This is a genomic window from Bradyrhizobium sp. USDA 4011 (assembly GCF_054063415.1).
Map to the genome: position 1 here is coordinate 4,327,251 of NZ_JBSSGG010000001.1, position 22,021 is coordinate 4,349,271.

Annotated in this window: 18 protein-coding genes and 1 pseudogene; 6 read left to right on the forward strand and 13 right to left on the reverse strand. The window is 66.1% G+C overall.

The genetic code is table 11. The features are described 5' to 3' along the window. Window positions 1-216: 216 nt before the first annotated feature. The gene (locus ACVW1C_RS20285) at window positions 217-1,362 is read right to left on the reverse strand and encodes an OmpA family protein (protein WP_456759926.1); all 1,146 of its coding nucleotides are present in this window, start codon (window positions 1,360-1,362) and stop codon (window positions 217-219) included. Window positions 1,363-1,847: 485 nt separating this feature from the next. On the opposite strand from ACVW1C_RS20285, the gene ACVW1C_RS20290 reads away from it, so the two are divergent. Next, window positions 1,848-2,519, forward strand: coding sequence for a hypothetical protein (locus tag ACVW1C_RS20290; RefSeq protein WP_456759927.1), 672 nt, complete (start codon window positions 1,848-1,850; stop codon window positions 2,517-2,519). Between the two features lie 192 nt (window positions 2,520-2,711). Here the strand turns inward: ACVW1C_RS20290 and ACVW1C_RS20295 are convergent, their stop codons facing one another. The 6 genes from ACVW1C_RS20295 to ACVW1C_RS20320 all read right to left on the reverse strand — a co-directional run bounded on the left by ACVW1C_RS20295 (window position 2,712) and on the right by ACVW1C_RS20320 (window position 10,290). Beyond that, entirely contained in the window at window positions 2,712-2,945 is a 234-nt protein-coding gene (locus ACVW1C_RS20295; protein ID WP_456759928.1) for a hypothetical protein, read from the reverse strand. A gap of 128 nt (window positions 2,946-3,073) precedes the next feature. Further along, window positions 3,074-3,460: a VOC family protein gene (locus ACVW1C_RS20300; protein WP_456759929.1), complete on the reverse strand. Its 387-nt coding sequence runs from the start codon at window positions 3,458-3,460 to the stop codon at window positions 3,074-3,076. A 180-nt stretch (window positions 3,461-3,640) separates the two neighbouring features. Further along, window positions 3,641-4,804: an IS4 family transposase gene (locus tag ACVW1C_RS20305; RefSeq protein ID WP_456757919.1), complete on the reverse strand. Its 1,164-nt coding sequence runs from the start codon at window positions 4,802-4,804 to the stop codon at window positions 3,641-3,643. Window positions 4,805-4,970: 166 nt separating this feature from the next. Beyond that, entirely contained in the window at window positions 4,971-5,828 is an 858-nt protein-coding gene (locus ACVW1C_RS20310; RefSeq protein ID WP_456759930.1) for an FkbM family methyltransferase, read from the reverse strand. 30 nt (window positions 5,829-5,858) lie between these two features. Beyond that, on the reverse strand, window positions 5,859-7,907 hold the full coding sequence (locus tag ACVW1C_RS20315; protein ID WP_456759931.1) for an ABC transporter ATP-binding protein/permease: 2,049 nt from the start codon (window positions 7,905-7,907) through the stop codon (window positions 5,859-5,861). Window positions 7,908-8,145: 238 nt separating this feature from the next. Beyond that, window positions 8,146-10,290, reverse strand: coding sequence for an ATP-binding protein (locus tag ACVW1C_RS20320; RefSeq protein WP_456759932.1), 2,145 nt, complete (start codon window positions 10,288-10,290; stop codon window positions 8,146-8,148). 361 nt (window positions 10,291-10,651) lie between these two features. Between ACVW1C_RS20320 and ACVW1C_RS20325 the strand changes: the two genes are divergently transcribed. The 3 genes from ACVW1C_RS20325 to ACVW1C_RS20335 all read left to right on the forward strand — a co-directional run bounded on the left by ACVW1C_RS20325 (window position 10,652) and on the right by ACVW1C_RS20335 (window position 15,674). Then, a complete protein-coding gene (locus ACVW1C_RS20325; RefSeq protein ID WP_456759933.1) occupies window positions 10,652-10,939 on the forward strand; it encodes a FeoA family protein in 288 nt (95 codons plus the stop codon). Then, window positions 10,936-12,810 (forward strand): ferrous iron transporter B, encoded by a 1,875-nt coding sequence (gene feoB, locus ACVW1C_RS20330; protein WP_456759934.1) that lies wholly within the window; start codon window positions 10,936-10,938, stop codon window positions 12,808-12,810. The genes ACVW1C_RS20325 and feoB overlap by 4 nt, the downstream gene beginning before the upstream one ends. 113 nt (window positions 12,811-12,923) lie before the next feature. Next, window positions 12,924-15,674, forward strand: coding sequence for a bifunctional acetate--CoA ligase family protein/GNAT family N-acetyltransferase (locus ACVW1C_RS20335; protein ID WP_456759935.1), 2,751 nt, complete (start codon window positions 12,924-12,926; stop codon window positions 15,672-15,674). A gap of 28 nt (window positions 15,675-15,702) precedes the next feature. Here the strand turns inward: ACVW1C_RS20335 and ACVW1C_RS20340 are convergent, their stop codons facing one another. The 5 genes from ACVW1C_RS20340 to ACVW1C_RS20360 all read right to left on the reverse strand — a co-directional run bounded on the left by ACVW1C_RS20340 (window position 15,703) and on the right by ACVW1C_RS20360 (window position 20,289). After that, on the reverse strand, window positions 15,703-16,488 hold the full coding sequence (locus ACVW1C_RS20340; RefSeq protein ID WP_021078861.1) for a succinate dehydrogenase iron-sulfur subunit: 786 nt from the start codon (window positions 16,486-16,488) through the stop codon (window positions 15,703-15,705). Window positions 16,489-16,506: 18 nt separating this feature from the next. Then, window positions 16,507-18,348, reverse strand: coding sequence for a succinate dehydrogenase flavoprotein subunit (gene sdhA, locus ACVW1C_RS20345; protein WP_229169595.1), 1,842 nt, complete (start codon window positions 18,346-18,348; stop codon window positions 16,507-16,509). A gap of 3 nt (window positions 18,349-18,351) precedes the next feature. Next, window positions 18,352-18,726, reverse strand: coding sequence for a succinate dehydrogenase, hydrophobic membrane anchor protein (gene sdhD, locus ACVW1C_RS20350; RefSeq protein ID WP_083992366.1), 375 nt, complete (start codon window positions 18,724-18,726; stop codon window positions 18,352-18,354). A gap of 14 nt (window positions 18,727-18,740) precedes the next feature. Next, window positions 18,741-19,139, reverse strand: a complete 399-nt coding sequence (sdhC, locus tag ACVW1C_RS20355; RefSeq protein ID WP_092121389.1) for a succinate dehydrogenase, cytochrome b556 subunit — start codon at window positions 19,137-19,139, stop codon at window positions 18,741-18,743. Window positions 19,140-19,368: 229 nt separating this feature from the next. Continuing rightward, entirely contained in the window at window positions 19,369-20,289 is a 921-nt protein-coding gene (locus ACVW1C_RS20360) for a LysR family transcriptional regulator (RefSeq protein WP_456759936.1), read from the reverse strand. Window positions 20,290-20,393: 104 nt separating this feature from the next. On the opposite strand from ACVW1C_RS20360, the gene ACVW1C_RS20365 reads away from it, so the two are divergent. Both ACVW1C_RS20365 and ACVW1C_RS20370 read left to right on the forward strand, forming a co-directional pair. After that, on the forward strand, window positions 20,394-20,642 hold the full coding sequence (locus tag ACVW1C_RS20365) for a hypothetical protein (RefSeq protein WP_456759937.1): 249 nt from the start codon (window positions 20,394-20,396) through the stop codon (window positions 20,640-20,642). 11 nt (window positions 20,643-20,653) lie between these two features. After that, window positions 20,654-21,515, forward strand: a pseudogene (locus ACVW1C_RS20370) (sulfite exporter TauE/SafE family protein). Here ACVW1C_RS20370 and ACVW1C_RS20375 read toward each other — a convergent pair. Continuing rightward, window positions 21,493-22,020: a hypothetical protein gene (locus ACVW1C_RS20375; protein WP_456759938.1), complete on the reverse strand. Its 528-nt coding sequence runs from the start codon at window positions 22,018-22,020 to the stop codon at window positions 21,493-21,495. The pseudogene ACVW1C_RS20370 and the gene ACVW1C_RS20375 overlap by 23 nt on opposite strands. Window position 22,021: the final 1 nt, after the last annotated feature.

Consider the following 22,021-nt stretch of genomic DNA (forward strand, 5'->3'; position numbering starts at 1 on the left):
CTTCACGGGGAGAGGGTTGGGGTGAGGGGCTCTCTCCGCGGGCACGGTGATAATTAGACTTGCGGAGATTCCCCCTCACCCGGAACGCATCTGGCGATGCGTTCCGACCTCTCCCCGCAAGCGGGGCGAGGTGAAGCAAGAGGCTTCGCGTCGCGCCACAAACAAAAAATGGCCGGGATCGCTCCCGGCCATTTCGTATCGTGATGTCGCGCCGGCTCAGCGCGGCGGCGCTGCGGAGGCGGTGCCGCCGTTGAGCAGCGGGGTGATGCGGCGGACGGTGACGCGCCGGTTGATGCGGCTCGGTCCGTCGGTCTGCTCCTTCAGGTATTGCGAGCCGTAACCCTGCGAGGTCAGGTTTTCCGCCGGCACGCCGAATTGCTGCGTCAGCAGCTCGGCGGCGGACTGCGCGCGGCGGTCGGACAGCGACAGATTGTCGGTGTCGTTGCCGGTCGCGTCCGTGTGGCCTTCGATCAGGAACACCTCGCGCGGATTGCGCTGGATGGCCCGGTTAAGGCCGTCGGCGATCGCCTGCAGCTTCGCCGCCTGATCCGGCGGAATCTGCCACGAGCCGGAGTCGAAGTTGATGCTGTTGACGTCGATCGACGGCATCAGCATGCGGACGTTCGGGCTGTAGCGGATCTCGTCGAGCGTATAGCGTCGGGCGATCCGGTCCACCGGCGGCGCCTCCATGGTGTCGTAGATCACGTCCGGCGCCGCGCTGTCGGACTCGACGATGTAGCGATCATAGGGGATGCGGACCACCGGCGGAGGCAGGTCGACATAGAAGCCGCCGACCGCGCCCGGATCTCGATAGCTGTTGTCGATGATGACGAGCTCACGCCCGCCGGGGTCCCTGCGGATCCGGCGCAGCATCTGGCCATCGGGGCCGACCACCGTGATGATCTCGCTGCCGTCGGGACGAACCACGACGGTGCGGGTCTCGCCGCCGATCGTCTCGGTGCGAATGTCACGCGCGCCATAGCGGAAGCGGTAGTTATCGTCGCCGCGGACATACGCCTGTCCACCCGGATCGCGGATGATGATGCGGTCCGGCTCGGTGTAAACGGTGCGGCCGCCTTCGACGACCTCCTGCCGCTGGTTGTGCAGGTCGGCGATGGTGCCGCCGATGATGGCGCCGGCCACCACGCCCGCACCGACCGCGGCGCCGATCGCGAGCGGCTTGAGGTTGTCATGCCGCGGCGGCGGCGGCAGCGGCGCGGTGACCGTTGGTGCGGCCCGGAACGCGGACGAAACCGTCGGCGGGGCGTATTGCGCCTTGCCGGGCGGGGGCGTTGCGGCCGCCGAGCCGGGGACGACACCCGGCGCCGAGGGGCCGGCCGGCCGCGCCGCTGGCGCGCCCATGGCGGCTCCTTGGGCCGGTGATACGCCGGGCGCAACGCCCGGAGCCGGAGCCGCGCCGGGAGCGCCCATTGCTGCTCCCCCCGGGGTCGCAGGCGCGCCGGGAGGGGTGGCAGGACGTCCCTGCTGACCCGGCGTCGGTGTTGCAGCTCCTGGTGTTGCAGGTGCGGCCGGCGTCGGCGTTGCCGCTGCGGGCGGCGAGCCGGGGCGTGCTCCCGGAGCAGCAGCACCCGGTGTAGCACCCGGCGCGGGCGTTGCCGGCGAGGTCGCAGCGGGCGGGGTGCCCGGCGGTTGCTTGGCGCCGCCAGGACGTTCGCCGCTTGGACGTTCGCCGCCCGGGCGATCACCAGGCCGGCGTTCGGCCGGCGCGGCTGTCGGAGCTGCCGGCGTCGGCGTTGCCGCGGGCGGCGTGCCGGGGCGTGCTGCGGGAGCTGCCGCACCCGGGGTGGGCGTCGGCGGCGTGTGCGCGGGACCTGCGCCGGCCGGCGGTGTGCCCGGGCGTTGCGGTGCTGCGGCAGGCGGCGTCGGGGTCGCCGTCGGATGTGCGGGCGCGGCGGCCGGTGGCGGTGGCGTCGCAGGCTTCGCGGGCGCCGCTGCAGGCGGCTCAGGCCGTGCAGGTGCCGGCTTCGCGGCAGGCGGCTCGGGCCGTGCGGGTGCGGCTGCCGGCGGAGGCGGTGCCGGGCGCGCGGCGGGTGGTTCGGGCCGTGCCGGAGCTGTTGGCGGAGCAGGGTGTGCGGGCGCAGCCGCGGGCGGCGGAGGCGGAGTGGGGCGCGCAGGCGCGGCTGTCGGCGGAGCCGGTGGTGTCGGATGCGGCGGAGCAGCGGCCGGTGGCGGAGGTGGCGGTGTCGGACGCGAGGGCGCTGCGGCCGGCGGCGAAGCCGGATGCGGCGCGGCTGCCGGAGGTGGCGCCTGCGGATGCGGTGCGGCGGCGGGCGGAGCCGGATGCGCAGGTGCGCCCGGCGCGGGCCGCGGCCTCGACTTTCCGTCAGGTCCGAGCTCTTCCTTTGGCTGCGCCTGTGCGACGACCAGCGGGGAGGTTTGTGCCTGCGACGCCGAGGTGGCGAATTGCATCACCGTCAGCGCAGTCGTGGCAAGCAGCACGAGACGAAGCTTTGTCATGTCTTGGAGTCCCCGGCGGAAAGTCTGGGCAGGAAGGATAAGGAAGTCAGAGCCGAACAATTCGGCAGGACGATGAATTGCCAGCCGTTAGGCCGGATTGTGGCGAGCGCCGAATCATCGGCGAAGTTTATTTCGACATTATAACGGGTTGCATGTGCGCTTGTTCACCGCGCGTTCAGAAGAAACGCTCGGACACACTCGCAATCGATCTGGAATCAGGACGCGATGGCGACTCAGGGGACGGCGGGTCGATCTGTCGCAGGCGGCGGGCCGGTTGGTGCGGGCGGTCCGCGCACCGGTGATTCGTCGGGCGTCTTGCCGGGCAGCTCGTCCGGTCGCGGCGGCTCGCCCGGTTCGCGCACCGGCGGTGGAACCTCCGGCTGAGGATTGCCGGGCGGAATTTCCGGCGGCGGTTCACTCGGCGTGCCCGGCGTCGTCGGTGGAATCTCGGGGGGCTCGATCGGCATTACGTCGAGACCGTGCGGCAGTTGCCGATGTCAGGTCCATCGATGTCAGGTCGCGTCGCGCGCATTGATCGCTCCATCGCAGTTCGAAGCGATAACGGGTCGCGCGCCGCGCCGTTCCTTGAAGCACCTCATCCGGGCGTGTGGCAGACCGCCTCGATGTTGTGGCCGTCGGGATCCAGCACGAACGCGCCGTAGTAGTTCGGGTGATAATGCGCACGAATGCCAGGCGCGCCGTTGTCGCGGCCGCCGGCCGCCATCGCGGCCTTGTAGAAGGCGTCGACGGTAGCGCGGTCCTTGGCCGTGATCGCGATATGCACCGGCTTGTTCATCGCGCCTTCGCCGCCGATCCAGAAATCAGGCTTCCCGTCGGCGCCGAAGCCCGCCGCAGGCGCGTGCCCAGCCACCTCCGCGGGCACTTCCATGATCAGGCCGTAACCGAGCGGCGCCAGCGCCGTCCGGTAGAACGCCTTCGCGCGCTCGTAGTCGGAGACCGAAAAGCCGATATGGTCGATCATTGCGAGCTTCCCTTGTTGTGCCGCATTGGCATCCGCGCTTCACCTCCCCTTGGAAAGGGGAGGTCGCTTTGCCCGTCAGAGCAAAGCGGGTGGGGATCCGCTCTCTCCGCAGATACCGTTACCTGCGGCTGGACCCCCATCCCGACCTTCCCCCTTTGAGGCAGGGCTGTCCGGGGAAGTTCAACCATAGCAGAGTTCCATCTGGTCGAGGGACGTTGTGGATTTGCGACGGCCAGGGTTGATTGGCGGAGGCTTTTCGATGCTGGCGAAGGCTCGCCGGGTGAACAGGAACTGGCTGACGAGTTCGGCGAGCCTGAGCGGCAGCATTTTGATGCAGTGGGACCGCGCGGCAATGCGCAACAGTAGGTAGGCAATCATCGCAGCAAGGACTTGCAGGCGGATTGCATTGTCATTGGTGCCGAGGAACTTGCGAATGTCGAGGTGTTGCTTGATCCAGCGGAACAGCAGTTCGATCTGCCACCGGCTCTTGTAGAGGGCGGCGATCTCGACAGCCGTTCGGGTCGTGTCGTTGGTGAGAAGCGTGATCACGCCGCCGTTCTCCCGCCTGACCTTGATGCGCCGCAGCGGTATCGGCAAACGCGAGTCGCCCTTACTGGTGAGCTTCACCTCGTCGTCGACGATGATCTTGAAGCCGTCCCCCTTGCTGTTGCGGATGGTGCGATGCCTGACCGCGCGTAGCCGGATGCTCGTCTTCGGCCGGGTCACGAAGAAAGCCTTGCTGTCATTGATCTTATGCCACCAGTCGAAACGGCAATATCCCTTGTCGAACACATAGGTTGTGCCGGCCTGGATCGGAGTCTGGCGACCGATCTCGATATCGTTGACGTTGGCAGCCGTCACCTCGACGCACTTCGGGATATCGCCCTTGGGATCGTAGACCACGTGCAGCTTCATGCCGCGGATGCGGCCGTTCCACGCCGCCCAGGTGCAAACTTTGCCAAGCGGGATCGGACTGGCATCGATCAGGCGCACCATCTCCGTGCCTTCGCCCCGCAACTGCCGGCTTGCCATCGCCGACAATCGTGCAAAGGTTTGCGCAAAAATGCTGGACGGGCGGCGGCTGTTGGCATCCGACAGTGTCGAGCGGGACAACCTGCCGGTGCCCAGGTGATAGTGATGCTGAGGATTGGCGTTGAAGCCGGTCACCACGGCGCGCAGGCTGTTGTTCCCGCTCAACTGCGCATAGATCAGCGCTACCAGGTGATCCCAGCTCTTGAACGACTTGTCATAGGCATCCCCGTCCAGACGATCCACAGCCGCCTGAAACTGCCGCCGATTGATCGGTTCAAGCAGCCTACTAAAAATGCTATCGCGAAATCGCATGCTCGGCCTTCTGTGTCTCGACAACCAGAAAAGACCGATTTGCCTCGGTTTCGCCGAGCATGCACCGCGACACAGTGAATCATTCCCCGGACAGCCCTGCCTTTGAGGGGGAAGGAGAAGGCAAAGTCCGTCGTCCGGCGCGACCGACCTCGACCTCGGCCGCATCTCATTCCCGCACCAGCAGCGTGTTGCTTCGCGTCCGGCCCTGATCGACGTAACCGCGCGTGTGCATGTCCGCAATGCAGTCGTCGGTCCAATCGTCCTTTGACAGATGCTCGATCACGACAGCGCGGGGCCACAGCTGCTCCGGCGCGTCGCGGAAGAAGCCGGTGAGCACGCGGTCCTCGAACCCCTCGACGTCGATCTTCAGCGCATCGACGCTGGTCGCGCCGGCCTCTTCGAGAATGCGTTGCAGCCGCAGCGACGGCACCTTGAACGCCTTGCCCGTGGGCGTGCCGGTGACGATGTGGCTGGCGCCGAGATTGTCGCCGTCGGTCTCGATCATCAGCTCGCCGTCGGTCGGACCTGCGGCGGCTGCAACCAGGCGCACCTGCGGATAGCCGGAGGCCTGCGTGTTGAATTTGAGCCGCGCATGCGTCATCGGATGCGGCTCGATCGCGATCACCTTGCCATTGGGCCCGACATCGCCCGCCAGCGCCAGCGCATAGGTGCCGACATTGGCGCCGAGATCGACGAAGGTGCCACCGGCGCCGACATGCGCCCGCAGGAAGGCGAGTTCTTCCAGATTGTAATCGGGATTGAACAGCGCGCCGCGCTCGGTCGCGCTCGCCTGATGATAGAAGCGAAACGATGCGCCCTGATAGGTCACATCGAGCGGTCCCGAACCGAACAGATTGACCAGCCACGACAGCCAGGGCCGGAACGCGCCGCGCTTCAATCCGCTGCCATGCGCAAGCCGGATAATGGCAGCCTGCGCCGCATTGGGCGCCAGGGCGCCGAACGGGGCCGGCGAAATGTCGTTGCTCGGGATCACGCATTGCCTCATCAAAAGCGGCGCATGCATAGCCGGTTTTGACGGGAGCGCCAACGTCCGTTATGCGGCCTTGGCCGAGGCTCGCCGTTGCCGCAGGAAGCGTCCGAGCAGCCTTCGCTTGCCCTTGCGCGGGATCAGGTCGACGTCGCTGACCAGCCTGGCGCCGCCCTTGCGGCGCTCCAGCACGATCTTGCGGCTATGGAATGCTTCGAGCTCGACGCGATGGGCGACGCTGACGATGGTCGCCTTCGGCAATTGCGTCGTCACCATCTCCATCATCTTGTCCTGGCTCTTTTCGTCGAGCGCGGAGGTCGCCTCGTCGAGCACGACGATGTCGGGATTGTGCAGCAGCAGGCGGGCAAAGGCGAGCCGCTGCTTCTCACCGCCGGACAGGGTCTGGTCCCACGGCGCGTCCTCCTCGATCTTCTCCTTGAGATGGTCGAGGCCGACCTTGTGCAAGGCGTCGCCGATCTCATCGACGTTCCAGTCCTCCGCAGCGCCGGGATAGGCCACCGCGCGCCGCAGCGTGCCCGAGGGTACGTAGGGCTTTTGCGGCAGCATGAACAGGCGGCGGTCCGCATGCAGGCTGACACTGCCCCCGCCCCAGGGCCACAAGCCGGCAATGGCGCGGACCAGCGTGCTCTTGCCGGTCCCGGATTCGCCGGCAACCAGCAGCCGTTCCCCCGCCTCGATCGCGACTTCAGTCTCGCCGACCACGGCCGTGCCGTCGTCGAGCGTAACGGAGAGGTCGTTGAGCCTCAGCATGACCTCGCCCGCGGTCTCGTCGCGCTTGATGCGGCCGAAGCCGTCGCCGGTCTCGGCGCGTTCAAGCCCGTCGAGCGACATCATCAGCGACGCGATGCGGCGCGCGCATGCGTTCCAGTCGGCGAGCCGCGGATAATTGTCGACCAGCCAGCCGAATGCGGTCTGCACGATGGTGAAGGCGGAGGCCGCCTGCATCACCTGGCCGAGCGTCATGCTGCCCTCGAGGAATTTTGGTGCGCACAGCAGCAAGGGCACCACCGGCGCAATGAGATTCGATCCCTGCGACACCAGCGTCGTGCGCATGTGCTGTCCGGCGAGCCGCGCCCATTGCCGCAGCACGTTCGAGAATGTCTTGTCGATGCCGTCGCGTTCCTCGGCCTCGCCGCCGAGCAGCGCGATGCTTTCCCCGTTCTCGCGCACGCGGGTCAGCACATAGCGGAATTCGGCCTCGGCCTGGTTCTTGTCCTCGGAAATCTGCACGAAGCGGCGCCCGATCACCGTGATCGAGCCGGACGCGATCGCGGCATAGATGATCGCGGCGATGACAAGAAAACCCGGGATGCTGACGGAGGAGCCGCCGAGCGTCAGCGTCAGCGCGCCGCCGATCGTCCAGAGCACGACAATGAACGTGGCGGCAGACAGCAGCGCCGACGTCACGCCGGCGATGAAGTCGACCGGCGAGTCGGTTGCGATCCGCAGATCCTCGGCGATGCGGTATTCCGGATTCTTGTGATCGCCGTCGACGAGATTGAGCTGGTAGTAGCGGCCGTTCGCCAGCCAGCGCGAGACAACGGCGTTGGTCAGCCAGGCGCGCCAGCGCCGTTGGATGCCCATGCGGCCGAACACCTGGGCGACGCCCAGCAGCACGCTGCCGATCGCGAGCGGAAAGAAGATGGCAGTCAGGTGAAAGACACTGATTGAATCTCGCTTTTCGATCGCATCGAAGATCGCGCGATTCCAGACATTGATGCCGTACTGGACGGCGACATTGGCGACGATCAGCAGCAACAGGCAGATCGTGAACAGCCACGCCAGCCGGTCGCCGTTGCGTCCCCAATATCCCCGTGCGCTGATCCAGAACCGCGTCAGCAAATAGTCCTTGCGCGCCTGTTCGGCTTCCTCGGGCGACAGTTCGGGATCGGGCTCGAGAATTTCCGGCGGCGGCGGTTCGACATGGTCGCCGTCTTCGGCGATGACCTCGACAAATTCCGACTTGTCGTCTTCGGTCTGCGCGGCGTCGGCCTCTTCGAGGCCGGCTTGCTTCGCGCCCGCCGCCCGAGGCGAAGATGCCTTGGCGGAAGATTGCTTGCTCGAAGCTTCGGATGTTGCCGCAGCTTTGCCCATGCCACGACAACGCCAAGGCAAATCAAACGGTTCCTCGCGGTACCCGCGATCAAATCATGTCGCGAGGATGCGAAGCTGCGTCCTCCTCCACGCTGTCATCGCCCCGGCTTGACCGGGCGACCCAGTACGCCGCGGCCTATCAGATTGGACTCGGCGTCTCTGGAATACTGGATCACCCGCATGCGCGGGTGACGACACCGGCGGTGAGGCAACGGAATCGAAAACCTGCCGTCCATCGTCACGACGCTGCCGCCTGGTCTCGCTTCAGCCGGCGCGAGCGCGTGGCCTTGTGCAGCACGCGCGCCAGCTGCTCGGCCGAGTACGGCTTCTGCAGCAGCTCGAAGCCGCCGCTGCCCTGCTGCGACAGCACCTGGCTGTAGCCGGAGGCAAGCACGATCGGCAGATCGAGCCGCTGCCGGCGGATCTCCTCCGCAAGCTCGATGCCGCTCATGCCGGGCATCACGACATCGGTGAACACCAGGTCGAACCTGCTGGGGTCGACGGCCAGCTCCTCCAGCGCGTGGGTGGCGTTCTCGACCAGAACGCAGGTGCAGCCGAGCTGGGTCAGCGTGTCGGCGGCGAATTTTCCGACCTCGGCATTGTCCTCGACGATGAGGACCGACGCACTGGTCGGATCGACCGAAGGGGCATCCTCCGTGAGCGGCGATTGCGCGTTGTGTCTGCCGACGACACGCGGGAGATACAGCGTGAACGTCGAGCCCTTGCCGACTTCACTGGTCACGGTGACCTCGCCGCCGGATTGCTTGGCGAAGCCGAACACCTGCGACAGGCCAAGGCCGGTGCCGTGTCCGACCTCCTTGGTAGTGTAGAACGGCTCGAAGATGCGGCCGAACAGCTCCGGCGGAATTCCGACACCGGTATCGGCCACCGACACCGCGACATGGCCGTGCGGGCTCGGCGGCGTGATTGCCTCGGACGGCAGCTTGCTCACGGCGCGGACCGCGATCGTGAGCCGGCCGACGCCGTCCATCGCGTCGCGCGCATTCACCGCCATATTGATGATGGCGGTCTCGAACTGGCCCGCATCGGCGTTGACGAGGCAGGTCTCGTCCGGCACCTGCGCCGTGATCTCGATCCGCGAGCCGATCAGGGTGGTGATCATCTCGCTCAGGGTGCGGACATTCTGGCAGACGTCGAATACCTCGGGTTTCAGGGTTTGCCGGCGCGCGAATGCAAGCAGCTGGTTGGTCAGCTTGGCGGCACGGTTCACGGTGTTGGAGATCGCATCGATATAGCGCTGCCGCCGCGGCTCCGGCAGGTCCGGCCGCCGCAACATGTCGACCGACGCGCGGATCACGGTGAGCAGATTGTTGAAGTCATGCGCGACGCCGCCGGTGAGTTGCCCGAGTGCCTCCAGCCGCTGGCCATGCCGCAAGGCGTCCTCGGCCTCGATGCGCCGGTCGGCCTCCTCCTGCAGGCGCTGGGTTCGCCGGAAGGCGAGCGCGAGCAGGCCGAACAGCAGTGCGGTGGCCGGTATGCCGAAGATCAGGTGCTGCGCCATGGTCGAGATCCAGCGCGCCTGGATCGCCGAGGTTTCGAGCCCGGCGCTGACATAGATCGGGTATTCGGCCAACCGCTGATAGCGCATTCGCCGTTCGATGCCGTCGGCCGGGGAACGGATCGTCATGCCGCCGGTCTCGGGATTGGCGACGATCTGTCGCCCCAGCGGTCCGCTCGGCTCGAACCTGGCGTCGTGTTCGATGACAGGGAAATGCGCCAGGATCGAGCCATCGGTCCGGATCAGCGCCAGGAAGCTGCCGGGCTCGCGGCCGATCTTGGCGTAGAAATTCTCGAAATATTCCGGCAGCACGGAGGCCTGGATCACGCCGCCAAAGCTGCCGTCCTCGTTGTTGCGGCGGCGGCCGACGCTGAAGAACCGCGACCCATGATAGGGTGCGCGCGGCGTCAGCACCTCGCCGATATAGGTGCCGATGTCGCGCTCCATATGGATGCGGAAGTAATCCCGATCCGAGAAATCGATGTCGGGGGCCGGTTGCACGAGGCTGTTGACCAGCGCATGGCCGTTGGCATCGAACACCCAGATCGATTTCACCTGGGGGAGCGTGTCGGCGACCCGGCGCAGCCGCTCGTGCAGGCTCTTCTCGCGCGCGGCGATATCGGCATCTCTCATGCCGCGGATGACCTCGGTGATCTCGGCCAGGCTGCGGTCGATGGTCTCGAACACCTTGAGCGCGTGCTCATGGGCGACGTCAAGCGTGCGCTGGATTTCCTGGTCGGCGGCCTCGCTGGTCGAGATCCGGGACATCGCGGAAGCAAACAAGAACAGCGCCAGCGGAAGGGCCAGGGAGGCGGCCATCATCCATTGCAGCAGTCTCAGCGAATTGCGGTGTGCGGTCGGCACGGGCGCTCCGGCTTCTTGCGGACCTTAACGTAAACCGTCGCGCCGGAGGAAGCGAAACCCCGCCCGGGATGGCCGTGCGGATGGCGATCCGCGTCCGCAGGCAGCGAAAGGGCGTCCAGAGCGATCGGCCGGCAGCCGGTCCGCGCTCGGGCCCGCCGCGGAGGGGCAATGCCGCCCGCGCGGCGACCCAATCGTGCCTGCCGGGCGGATGCCGCCCGGAGGGATCACGATGTTAGCGAGGGCGCGGCAGTCAAGCGGAAAATCGGCCGGGATGACGCTCGCGGGCGCTGTTTTTAGGAGTTCTAAAACCACCCACGGGCAAATGCTTGACCCTGTGACTACCTGCTGAAACACAGGCCGCATGACAGGCGATCCAAACTCCTCCCAGGAAAACGTACGGGACATCCGGCTCGGACATGCGGATCGCGGTTTTGTCGGAAAAATCATCAGGCTCGATGCGCTCGTGACGGGTTCATCGCTCTCTCCGCAGGAGCTCGAGCAGCGCCTGGTGGAGATGGGATTTGTCGAGGGCGCGCGCGTGGAAATCCTGCATGAAGGCACGATCCGGCGGGATCCGATCGCGGTGCGCGTCGACAACATCACGATCGCGCTGCGCCGGAGCGAAGCCATGGCCGTGATCGTCCAATGACAACTGCATCCCTGCGCCTGGCGCTGGTCGGCGCGCCGAACACCGGCAAGACGTCGCTGTTCAACCGGTTGACCGGCAGCAGCCAGAAGGTCGCCAATTATCCCGGCGTCACCGTCGAGCGCAAATCCGGCGGCTTCGTCACGCCGGAGGGCCGCAGCGTGACGGTGCTCGATCTGCCCGGCACCTATTCGCTGCGCGGCCGCAGCCCGGACGAGGAAATCACCCGCGACATCGTGCTCGGCCGCTTTGACGGCGAGGCGGTGCCCGATCTCGTGCTCTGCGTCGCGGACGCCACCAATCTGCGGCTGACCTTGCGGCTGGTGCTCGAGCTGAAGCGCGTCGGCCGGCCGATGATGCTGGTGCTCAACATGATCGATATCGCGAGGCGGCGCGGCGTCACGATCGATCTCGATCGCATGTCGCAGGAGCTCGGCCTGCCGATCGTGACCTCGGTCGCGGTCCGCAAGGGCGGTGTCGACGAGCTCTTGAAGCGGACCGACGAATTCCTGGCACGGTCGCATGAGCCGGCGGCCAGCGAGTGGGCGGCGCCGACGATCGCCGACCTCAAGGCGGCGCAGCGCGAGGCGGACCGCATCATCGCGGCAGCCGTAACGCTGCCGACCAAACCCGATACGCTGACCAACCGGATCGATTCGATCGTGCTCCATCCGGTCTGGGGTCTCGCGATCCTGGCCGTGATCCTGTTCGTGATGTTCCAGGCGGTGTTCACCTGGGCGCAGCCGGCGATGGAATTGCTGTCGGACGGCTTCTCCGCGCTCGGGCAGCTGATCCACGATTTGCTGCCGGAAAGCTGGGGCCTGTTGCAGAGCTTCCTGCAGAACGGCCTCATCTCGGGCGTCGGCAGCGTCATCGTGTTCCTGCCGCAGATCATCATCATCTTCCTGTTCATCCTGCTGCTGGAAGATTTCGGCTACATGGCGCGCGCCGCATTCCTGATGGACCGCATCATGGGCGGCGCCGGGCTGCACGGCCGCGCCTTCATTCCGCTGCTGTCGAGTTTTGCCTGCGCCATCCCCGGCATCATGGCGACGCGAGTGATCGACAACCGACGCGACCGCCTGACCACGATCCTGATCGCGCCGCTGATGACCTGCTCGGCGCGGATTCCGGTCTATACGCTGATCATCTCGGCCTTTGTTCCGTCGACCACGCTGTGGGGTTTCGTCAACCTGCAGGGGCTCGTGATGTTCGGCCTCTATGCCGCCGGCATCACCAGCGCGCTGACGGTCTCGGCGATCGCAAAGTTCTTCCTGTGGCGCGACCATGCGCCGGCGCCGTTCATGCTGGAATTGCCCGACTACAAGGTGCCGCGGCTGCGCAGCATCGCAATCGGCGTCCTCAATCGCGCGAAGATGTTCCTGTATCGCGCCGGCACCACGATCCTCTCGATGATGGTGCTGATCTGGTTCCTGGCCTCGTTCCCGACCGCGCCGGCCGGCGCCGAGGGGCCGGCGATCAACTACAGCTTTGCGGCGATGATCGGCCACGCGCTCGAGCCGCTGCTGCGACCGATCGGCTTCAACTGGCAGATCGCGGTGGCGCTGATCCCGGGCATGGCGGCACGCGAGGTGGCGGTCGCGGCGCTCGGCACGGTCTATTCGATCGAGGGCGGCAAGGAGGCCGCCGAGCAGATCGGCCAGGTGCTGGCGCAGAAATGGACGCTGGCGACCGCGCTGTCGATGCTGGTCTGGTACATCTTCGCCCCGCAATGCGCCTCGACGCTCGCGGTGATCCGCCGCGAGACCGGCGGCGCGAAGTGGATGGTGGTGACGTTCCTGTACATGCTCGCGCTGGCCTATGTCGCGAGCTTCCTGACCTTCAATTTGGCGCAGGCGCTGGGGCTGCATTAGCCGCGCCGTCGCGTTCTGTCGCGGCGGCAATGGGTGCAACCTGGCGGGCGACGAAGTAGAGTTCGTTCGGGGGCGCCTCCCGCGCATCCACGGGTTCCCTGCGAGACCACGTAATGTCGACGTTCGGCCTGGAGCGGGTATTTTCGCCTCGAAGCATCGCCATCGTCGGCGGCAGCCCGCGGCCGTCGTCGCTCGGCGCGGCAGTGCTGCGAAACCTCAAGGCGAGCGGCTTCGCCGGCAGACTGGGGGTCGTCAACCGGTACTATGCGGACGTTGATGGCCAGTCCACTGTTTCGGACCTGAAGTCGCTTCCGTTCGTTCCCGACCTCGTCGTCATCAGCGCAGCGGCGGCCGCGATCCCGGAGATCGTGGCAGAGGCCGGGCTCGCCGGCGTTGCCGGCGCCGCGATCCTGTCGGCCGGTCTCGGCCATGGCACAGGCTCGCGCGCGGAGATCGTGGAGCAGACGGCGCGACGGCACGGCATGCGCCTGGTCGGGCCGAATTGCCTCGGCGTCATGGTGCCGCGCGCGAAGCTCAATGCGAGCTTCGCCTCTCATCAGCCGTCGGATGGCCATGTCGCGCTGATCTCGCAGTCCGGCGCGGTCGCGTCGGCGATGATCGAGTGGGCGGCGGAGCGGCGGCTCGGCTTCTCCGGCATCGCGTCGATCGGCGACCAGCTCGATGTCGACGTCGCCGACCTCTTGGATTATTTCGCGCTCGACGATCATACCAGCGCGATCCTGATCTACCTCGAAGCGGTCAAGGATGCGCGCAAGTTCATGTCGGCGGCGCGCGCCGCGGCCCGCATGAAGCCGGTCGTCGTCGTCAAGTCGGGGCGGATGGCGGAGGGGGCAAAGGCCGCCGCGACCCACACCGGCGCGCTGGCCGGCTCCGATGCGGTCTATGACGCCGCGTTCCGCCGCGCCGGCATTCTGCGCGTCTACGATCTTCGCCAGTTGTTCGACTGCGCCGAGCTGCTCGGCCGCGGCTTCGTGCCGCGCGGCAACCGGCTCGCGATCCTGACCAATGGCGGCGGGCTCGGCATCCTTGCGACCGATCGGCTGGCCGAGCTCGGCGGCATTCCCGCGACGCTGCTGCCGCAGACCATCGCGCGGCTCGACGAGTTACTGCCGCCGGGCTGGTCGTGCGCCAATCCCGTCGACATCGCAGGCGATGCCGATGCCGCCCGCTACGTGGTCGCGCTCAACGCGCTGCTCGATGACGCGAACAACGATGCGGTCCTGGTCGCGAACGTGGAAACCGCGGTGGCGCCGGCCGAGGGCATTGCCGAGGCGGTGGCGCAGTGCGTGCGGGACCGCAGGACCAAACGAAGTGCGGTCGCCGCATTGGTGCTTGCGGCGTGGGTCGGCGCCGACGAGCGCACCGGCGCGATCTTCGAGGCGGCGCGGATTCCGCACCTCCCGACCGAGGACGATGCGGTCCGCGCCTTCATGTATCTGGTGCGTTATCGCGAGGCCTCCACGGCGCTCGCGGCGACCCCGCCGGGCGTCGCATCGGTGTTCACGCCGGAGACGGCCGCGGCGCGGCATGTGGTTGTAAAGGCATTGTCGGAAGGGCGCGCCTGGCTCGATCCCGCCGAGATCGTCGCCCTGTTCGATGCCTATCGCATTCCGATCGTGACGACGGTCGTTGCGGACAGTGCCGAGGACGCCGCCGAGAAGGCGGTGCCGTTCCTCGCCGGGGGCCACGCGATCGTGGTCCGGGTGTTCTCGCGCGACATCAGGCACGCGTCCGATGTGGGCGGCGTCATCCTCGACCTGCGCACCAAGGAGAGCGTCGTCGAAGCGGCAAGGACGGTGCTCGATCGCGCCCGAAGCGCGCGGCCGGATGCGACGCTGCAAGGCGTGACGATCCAGCCGATGATCGTGCGGCGTGCGGCGCGCGAACTGATCCTCGGCATCGCCGACGATCCGACCTTCGGCCCGGTGATCGTGTTCGGCCGGGGCGGCCCTGCGGTCGAGGTGATCAATGACAAGGCGGTGGCGCTGCCGCCGCTCGACATGAATCTCGCCCATGAGCTGGTCGGGCGGACGCGCGTCTCGCGGCTGCTCGGCGGCTATGGCGATGTGCCGGCCGTCCCGGTCGAATTGGTGCCGCTCACTCTGGTCAAGCTGGCGCAGATGGCCGCCGACCTCCCCGAGGTCGCCGAGCTCGATATCAATCCGATGCTGGCGGACGAGACCGGCGTGCTCGCGCTCGATGCGCGGGTGGCGATCCGCAAGCCGGCGCGGCTGTTCGCCGGTCAAACCAGACTGGCGGTCAGGCCCTATCCGTCGCAATGGGAGGGCGAGCTTGCGTTACGCGACGGCTCGCGCGTCACGGTGCGCCCAATGCGGCCGGAGGATGAGCCGTTGGTCGCCGAGTTCTTCAAGCGCGTCACCGCCGAAGACCTCAGGCTGCGCTTCTTCCACGCGATGAAGGAATTCTCGCACGCCTTCATCGCGCGCCTGACCCAGCTCGACTATGCGCGCGCGATGGCCTTTGTGGCGCTCGATCCGAACACCGGCGAAATGATGGGAGCGGTCCGGCTGCACTCGGACTCGCTGTACCAGAACGCCGAATATGCGATCCTGCTGCAGTCCGATCTCAAGGGCAAAGGGCTTGGCTGGGCGCTGATGCAGCTCCTGATCCACTATGCGCGATCGGAGGGGTTGAAGCGGCTGTCCGGCCAGGTGCTGACCGAGAACACCACGATGATCGGGATGTGCCGCGATCTCGGCTTCACCGTGACGATGGATCCGGAGGATCACAGCATCGTCGATGTCGTGCTCGACCTCGATCGATCTGCCGTCGATGCGGTCGGCGCCGATATTCTGATCCGGCCCGCGGCGGCTGGCCGCTGATCACAGCGCCAGCCGCGGTTGCGTCGGATCAGATCTGGCGTTCGACCATCTTGAACTTGAGCTCGGCGATCGCTTCCGAGGGATTGAGGCCCTTCGGGCACGCCTTGGCGCAGTTCATGATGGTGTGGCAGCGATAGAGGCGGAAGGGATCCTCGAGATTGTCGAGCCGCTCGCCGGTCGCTTCATCGCGGGAGTCGGTGACCCAGCGCGTCGCCTGCAGCAGCGCGGCGGGACCGAGGAAGCGCTCGCTGTTCCACCAGTAGCTTGGGCAGGAGGTCGAGCAGCAGGCGCACAGGATGCACTCGTAGAGACCATCGAGCTTCTCGCGGTCCTCGTGGCTCTGCCTCCACTCCTTCTGCGGCGTCGGCGTCGTGGTCTTCAGCCACGGCTCGATCGAGGCATACTGGGCGTAGAAATTGGTCAGGTCGGGAACCAGGTCCTTCACCACCGGCTGGTGCGGCAGCGGATTGACCTTCACCGCGCCGCCGGCGCCCACGTCGTGCATCGACTTGGTGCAGGCCAGCGTGTTCTGGCCGTCGATGTTCATCGCGCAGGAGCCGCAGACGCCTTCGCGGCAGGAGCGGCGGAAGGTCAGCGTCGGGTCGATGTGGTTCTTGATCCAGATCAGGCCGTCCAACACCATCGGACCGCAATCATTAGTGTCGACGTAGTAGGTGTCGACGCTCGGATTCTTGCCGTCGTCCGGGTTCCAGCGATACACCCGGAACTCGCGCGTTTCGGTGGCGCCGGCCGGCTTCGGCCAGGTCTTGCCGCCGGAAATCTTCGAATTCTTCGGAAGTGCGAATTCAACCATGCTTGCTCGCCTTCGTTCTCAGTAGACCCGCGCCTTCGGCGGGATGTACTGCACATCATTGGTCATCGTGTAGTCGTGGACGGGACGATAATCGATCGCGGTCTTGCCGGCCGGATCGATCCAGGTCAGCGTGTGCTTCATCCAGTTCTTGTCGTCGCGGGCCGAGAAGTCTTCGCGCGCATGCGCGCCGCGGCTTTCGGTGCGGTTGGCCGCCGAATCCATCGTCACGACCGCCTGCACGATCAGATTGTCGAATTCCAGCGTCTCGATCAGGTCGGAATTCCACACCAGCGAGCGGTCGGAGACCGAAATGTCGCCGACGCCGCCATAGACCTTGTGGATCAGGTTCTGGCCTTCCTGCAGCACGTCGCCGGTGCGGAACACCGCGCAATTGTTCTGCATTACATGCTGCATGCTGTCGCGCAGCTTCGCGGTCGGCGTGCCGCCGGAGGCGTAGCGGAAGTGATCGAGCCGGCCGAGTGCGCGGTCGGCCGAATCCTTCGGCAGCTCCGGCTGCTTGGCGTTCGCCGTCAGCTTGTCGGCAAGGCGCAGCGCGGCGGCGCGGCCGAACACCACGAGGTCGATCAGCGAGTTGGAGCCGAGGCGGTTGGCGCCATGAACCGAGACGCAGGCGGCTTCGCCGATCGCCATCAGGCCCGGCACCACCGAATTGTCGTCGCCGTTGCGCTTGGTCAGCACCTCGGCGTGATAGTTGGTGGCAATGCCGCCCATGTTGTAGTGCACGGTCGGCACGATCGGGATCGGCTCGCGGGTGACGTCGACATTGGCGAAGATCTTCGCCGATTCGGAGATGCCCGGCAGCCGCTCATGCAGCACCTTCGGATCGAGGTGATCGAGGTGCAGGAAGATGTGATCCTTCTTCTTGCCGACGCCGCGGCCTTCGCGGATCTCGATCGTCATCGCGCGCGAAACGACGTCGCGCGAGGCGAGGTCCTTGGCCGACGGCGCGTAGCGCTCCATGAAGCGCTCGCCCTCGGAATTGACGAGATAGCCGCCTTCGCCGCGGGCGCCTTCGGTGACGAGACAGCCCGAGCCGTAGATGCCGGTCGGATGGAACTGGACGAACTCCATGTCCTGCAGCGGCAACCCGGCGCGGAGCACCATGCCGCCGCCGTCGCCGGTGCAGGTGTGTGCAGAGGTGCAGGACGCATAGGCGCGGCCATAGCCGCCGGTCGCCAGGATCGTGGTCTGGGCGCGGAAGCGATGCAGCGTGCCGTCGTCGAGCTTGAGCGCGATCACGCCGCGGCAGACGCCCTGGTCGTCCATGATCAGGTCGATGGCGAAGAATTCGATGAAGAACTCGGCCGCGTGGCGCAGCGACTGGCCATACATCGTGTGCAGCATGGCGTGACCGGTGCGGTCGGCCGCGGCGCAGGTGCGCTGCGCCTGGCCCTTGCCGTAGTCCAGGGTCATGCCGCCGAAAGGACGCTGATAGATCTTGCCATCCTCGGTGCGCGAGAACGGCACGCCCCAATGCTCGAGCTCGTAGACCGCGTCGGGGGCGTTGCGCACCATGTATTCGATCGCGTCCTGGTCGCCGAGCCAGTCCGACCCCTTCACGGTGTCGTACATGTGCCAGCGCCAGTCGTCGGGATGCATGTTGCCGAGCGAGGCCGAGATGCCGCCCTGCGCCGCAACGGTGTGCGAGCGGGTCGGGAACACCTTGGTGATGCAGGCGGTGCGCAGGCCCGCTTCCGAGCAGCCGACCACGGCGCGCAGGCCCGCGCCGCCGGCGCCGACCACGACGACGTCGTAGGTGTGGTCCTGGATCGGGTAGGCCTTGCCATTGGTAGCCGGGCCACTGCCGTTGGTGGCCTTGCCGTTTCCTTCACCGGCCATGGGTTATACTCCCGACGACAATTTGAGGATTGCGTAGATCGAGGCCAAAGCGACCGCGACGCAGAAGAAGTTGTTCGCCATCACGCTGGCGATCTTCAGCTTCTCGTTATGGATGTAGTCCTCGATCACGACCTGCATGCCGATCTTCATGTGCCAGGTGCTGGCGACGATGAAGAGCAGCAGGATGATGGCGATCGGGATCGAGCCGAGGATCTGTGCGGCGCCGGCATGATTGCGGCCGATCAGCATGATCACCACGACGATCACGGGAACGATCAGGAGCGTCATCGCAACCGCGGTGAGGCGCTGACGCCAGAAATCGCCCGTGCCGGTATGGGCGGAGCCGAGGCCGCGGACGCGCTCGAGCGGCGTGCGCATCGAAGAGGGGCCGCTCATCGTCCACCTCCAACCGCGTAGGCAATGATCCAGACCAGCACGGTCAGCACGATGCCGGCGACCAGCGCGCCCCAGGTCAGAGCTTCGCGCTCATTGGCCTTGAAGCCGTAGCCGAGGTCCCAGACGAAATGCCGGATGCCGCTGCACAGATGGTGCATCAGCGCCCACGTGTAGCCGAACACGATCAGCTTGCCGATCGCGCTGCCTGTGAAGGCCTGGACATTGGCGTAGGCGGTGGGGCCGGAGGCGGCTGCGATCAGCCACCAGGCGAGCAGCAGGGTGCCGAAATAGAGCGCCACACCTGTGGCGCGGTGGACGATGGACAGCGCCATCGTCAGCGTCCACCGGTAGGTCTGCAAATGGGGTGAAAGCGGTCGTTCGATCCTGGCGGTCATCGGCGGGCTTTATGTTGCGAGGGACCGCGGCCGGCCCATCGGGGAACGCGGTAGAGGAGTTCTATTTACGGACTAGGATCAGCCCGCGCAACGGCCAAATAGCCTTCGGTCGAACCGAAGTTCATTGTTAGAGTTGCCGAATTCTGATTGATCCGCAGTGTGGTATACCAAATGCAAGGTCGAGTGAACCAAGAACTGAATCCAAAAACCCATTGATCGACCGCCGCGTTTAACTGTGCACGGATGAGGCCTGGACGGCATCGATTTTACCCCATTGTTCCACCAGATAATCGACGAATGCCCTGATCTTAGGCGATGCGAGGCGTGACGGCTGAAGCATCAGATGCAGCGGCGTCGGGGCCGGCTCATGATCGATCAGCAGGCGTTGCAGGTGGCCGCTCGTAAGATCGGACTGCACCTGCCACGACGGCACGCGGACGATGCCCGCGCCCTCGCGCGCCGCGCTGACCAGTGCCTCGAGGCTATTCATCCAGAGCCGACCGGATATGCGGAATTTGCGACCCGTCTTCGAGCCGTCGGCAAAGCGCCACTCCGCGCTCCCTGGCGAATCGGAAAACACCAGGCAGTCATGCTCGGCAAGATCGTCCGGCGTCCGCGGCTCACCGCGCCGTGCGAGATAGTCAGGTGATGCGCACACGATCATCTGCAGATCGGTGAGCTTGCGTGCAACGAGCTGCGAATCGCGCAAGCGGCCGATGCGGACCGCGAGATGGATATCCTCCTCGACCATATCGACGGCGCGGTCGATCAACAGCAGGTCGACGGCAACTGCCGGATAGCGGCGCAGAAACTCGACCAGCAATGGTGCGATCACGAGCCGCCCGATCAGGCTCGGCGAACTCAGCCGAATCCGGCCCGACGGCTGATGCGGGTCGCGCGCCAGCGCCGCCTCGATTTCCCTGACCTCGCCGAGAATCGATTTCGCGCGCTCATAGAGGATGCGCCCGTCATCGGTCAGCGCGAGCCGGCGGGTGGTGCGCAGCAGCAGGCGGGTGCCGAAATGCTCTTCAAGTGCGTTGATCTGGCGGCTGACCGAGGTCAGCGAGCTCGGCAGCGACCGCGCCGCCGCCGACAGGCTGCCGGTCTCGACTGCGCGGACAAAGGCCGCCATCGCCGCAAGCTGGTCCAAGCTCGATCCTTCCGCATTTCGCGAGAGAGCCTGCTCATCTGGAGTAATACTCACACATTTGAGAAGGGTCTAGTCTGCCCACTCCACGATCTGAGGAGCGCGACATGGCCTCAACTTCCCTCCATCCAAATTCCCTCGAACGGCGCAGAACTGCCGCCCAGACCAGCGCCGACGATCCGGTCATCCTGCTTGTTTTCTCGTTCGCCGGACTGCTAGTCGACGTGCTGGCGTTGCTGATGCAGGGCGCAGCGTATTCCACCCTACTTCGCTTTGCTTTGATTGCGGCAGCTGCGCCGCTGGCCGCGTTGGGCACGTTGTGGCTGGCCGACCGGACTGCCGCGAACGCCTCCTGACCACGGGAAGGATGATGGCCGGCCTCGATCCCAAGGAATTGCTCGAGCTTGCATTGCTGCTGATTGCGGTCGGCGCGTTGTCCGGCTTTCTCGCCGGGCTGTTCGGCATCGGCGGCGGCGCGATCCTGGTGCCGGTGTTCTACGAATGCTTTCGTCTCGCCGGCGTGCCGCTCGAGGTGCGGATGCCGCTCTGCATCGGCACCTCGCTCGCGATCATCATCCCGACCTCGCTGAGCTCGTTTCGCGCCCATTATCGCCGCGGCGCGGTCGACATGGAGATCCTGAAACGCTGGTGGCTGCCGATCGTGATCGGCGTCGCCGCCCGGCAGCGTCACCGCGCGATTCGCGCCGGAGCGGCTGTTCAAGATCGTGTTCGTCGTGGCGGCGTGGTCGGCGGCGGCACGGCTGCTATTGGCGCGCGAGACCTGGAAGTTCGGCGACGACGTGCCGAAGGGCTTTCTGATGCGCATCTACGGCTTCTTCGTCGGCTTGCTGTCGACGCTGATGGGCATCGGCGGCGGCCTGTTCGCCAACCTCTTGATGACCTTCTACGGCCGGCCGATCCATCAGGCCGTCGCGACGTCGTCCGCGCTCGCGGTGCTGATCTCGATCCCCGGCGCGCTGGGTTACCTTTATGCCGGCTGGCCCGCCGCTGCGCGCTTTCCCGACGTCGCCGCGCTGCAACTGCCGTTCGCGCTCGGCTACGTCTCGCTGATCGGCGCGCTGCTGGTGATGCCGACCACGCTGGTCACCGCGCCGCTCGGCGTCAAGGTCGCCCACGCACTGTCGAAGCGGGCGCTGGAGGTGGCGTTTGGGGCTTATCTCTTCATTGTCGGCGGGCGGTTTGTGGTCAGCCTTCTCGGCGGACATTAGCCGCAGCTTGGTCCTTCAACCGGACCTCGCTGTTGCCCCAGTACCGCATGTCGCCGACCCCTTCGATACGATCCATATCGGAGAGCACCTTCAAGCGCGCCGCGGTCGCTTCATGACTGATCGCCCAGCCAAGCTCCTTGTAGCGTTCTTCCGCAATGGTCACGAACCACACGACCTTCCGCCACCGCGGCGTCAGAAGCGACAAGATGACTTCGTCGAGCTGATCTTCGGTCACTGAAGACGGAAGCTTCACCTCGCTCCATGCCAGCTCGCTGAAGAGTATGCTTGGCTTTCGCTCCTCGGTGGGTGGCAGCAAGTCCGGATATTGTTCGCAAATCGGAAGGAGAAGCTTGTCCTCGAGGTCCGCAATGACCTCTTGAACTGAATGATGGAATCGGGTCCGTTCCTGCTTGCCGAGTCCTGCAATGGCCATTTCAGCCTCGTACATTGCGTCCAAAGCATCGAAGATTTGTAGACAAATCCTCTCGGCATCCTCGCGGTTCATC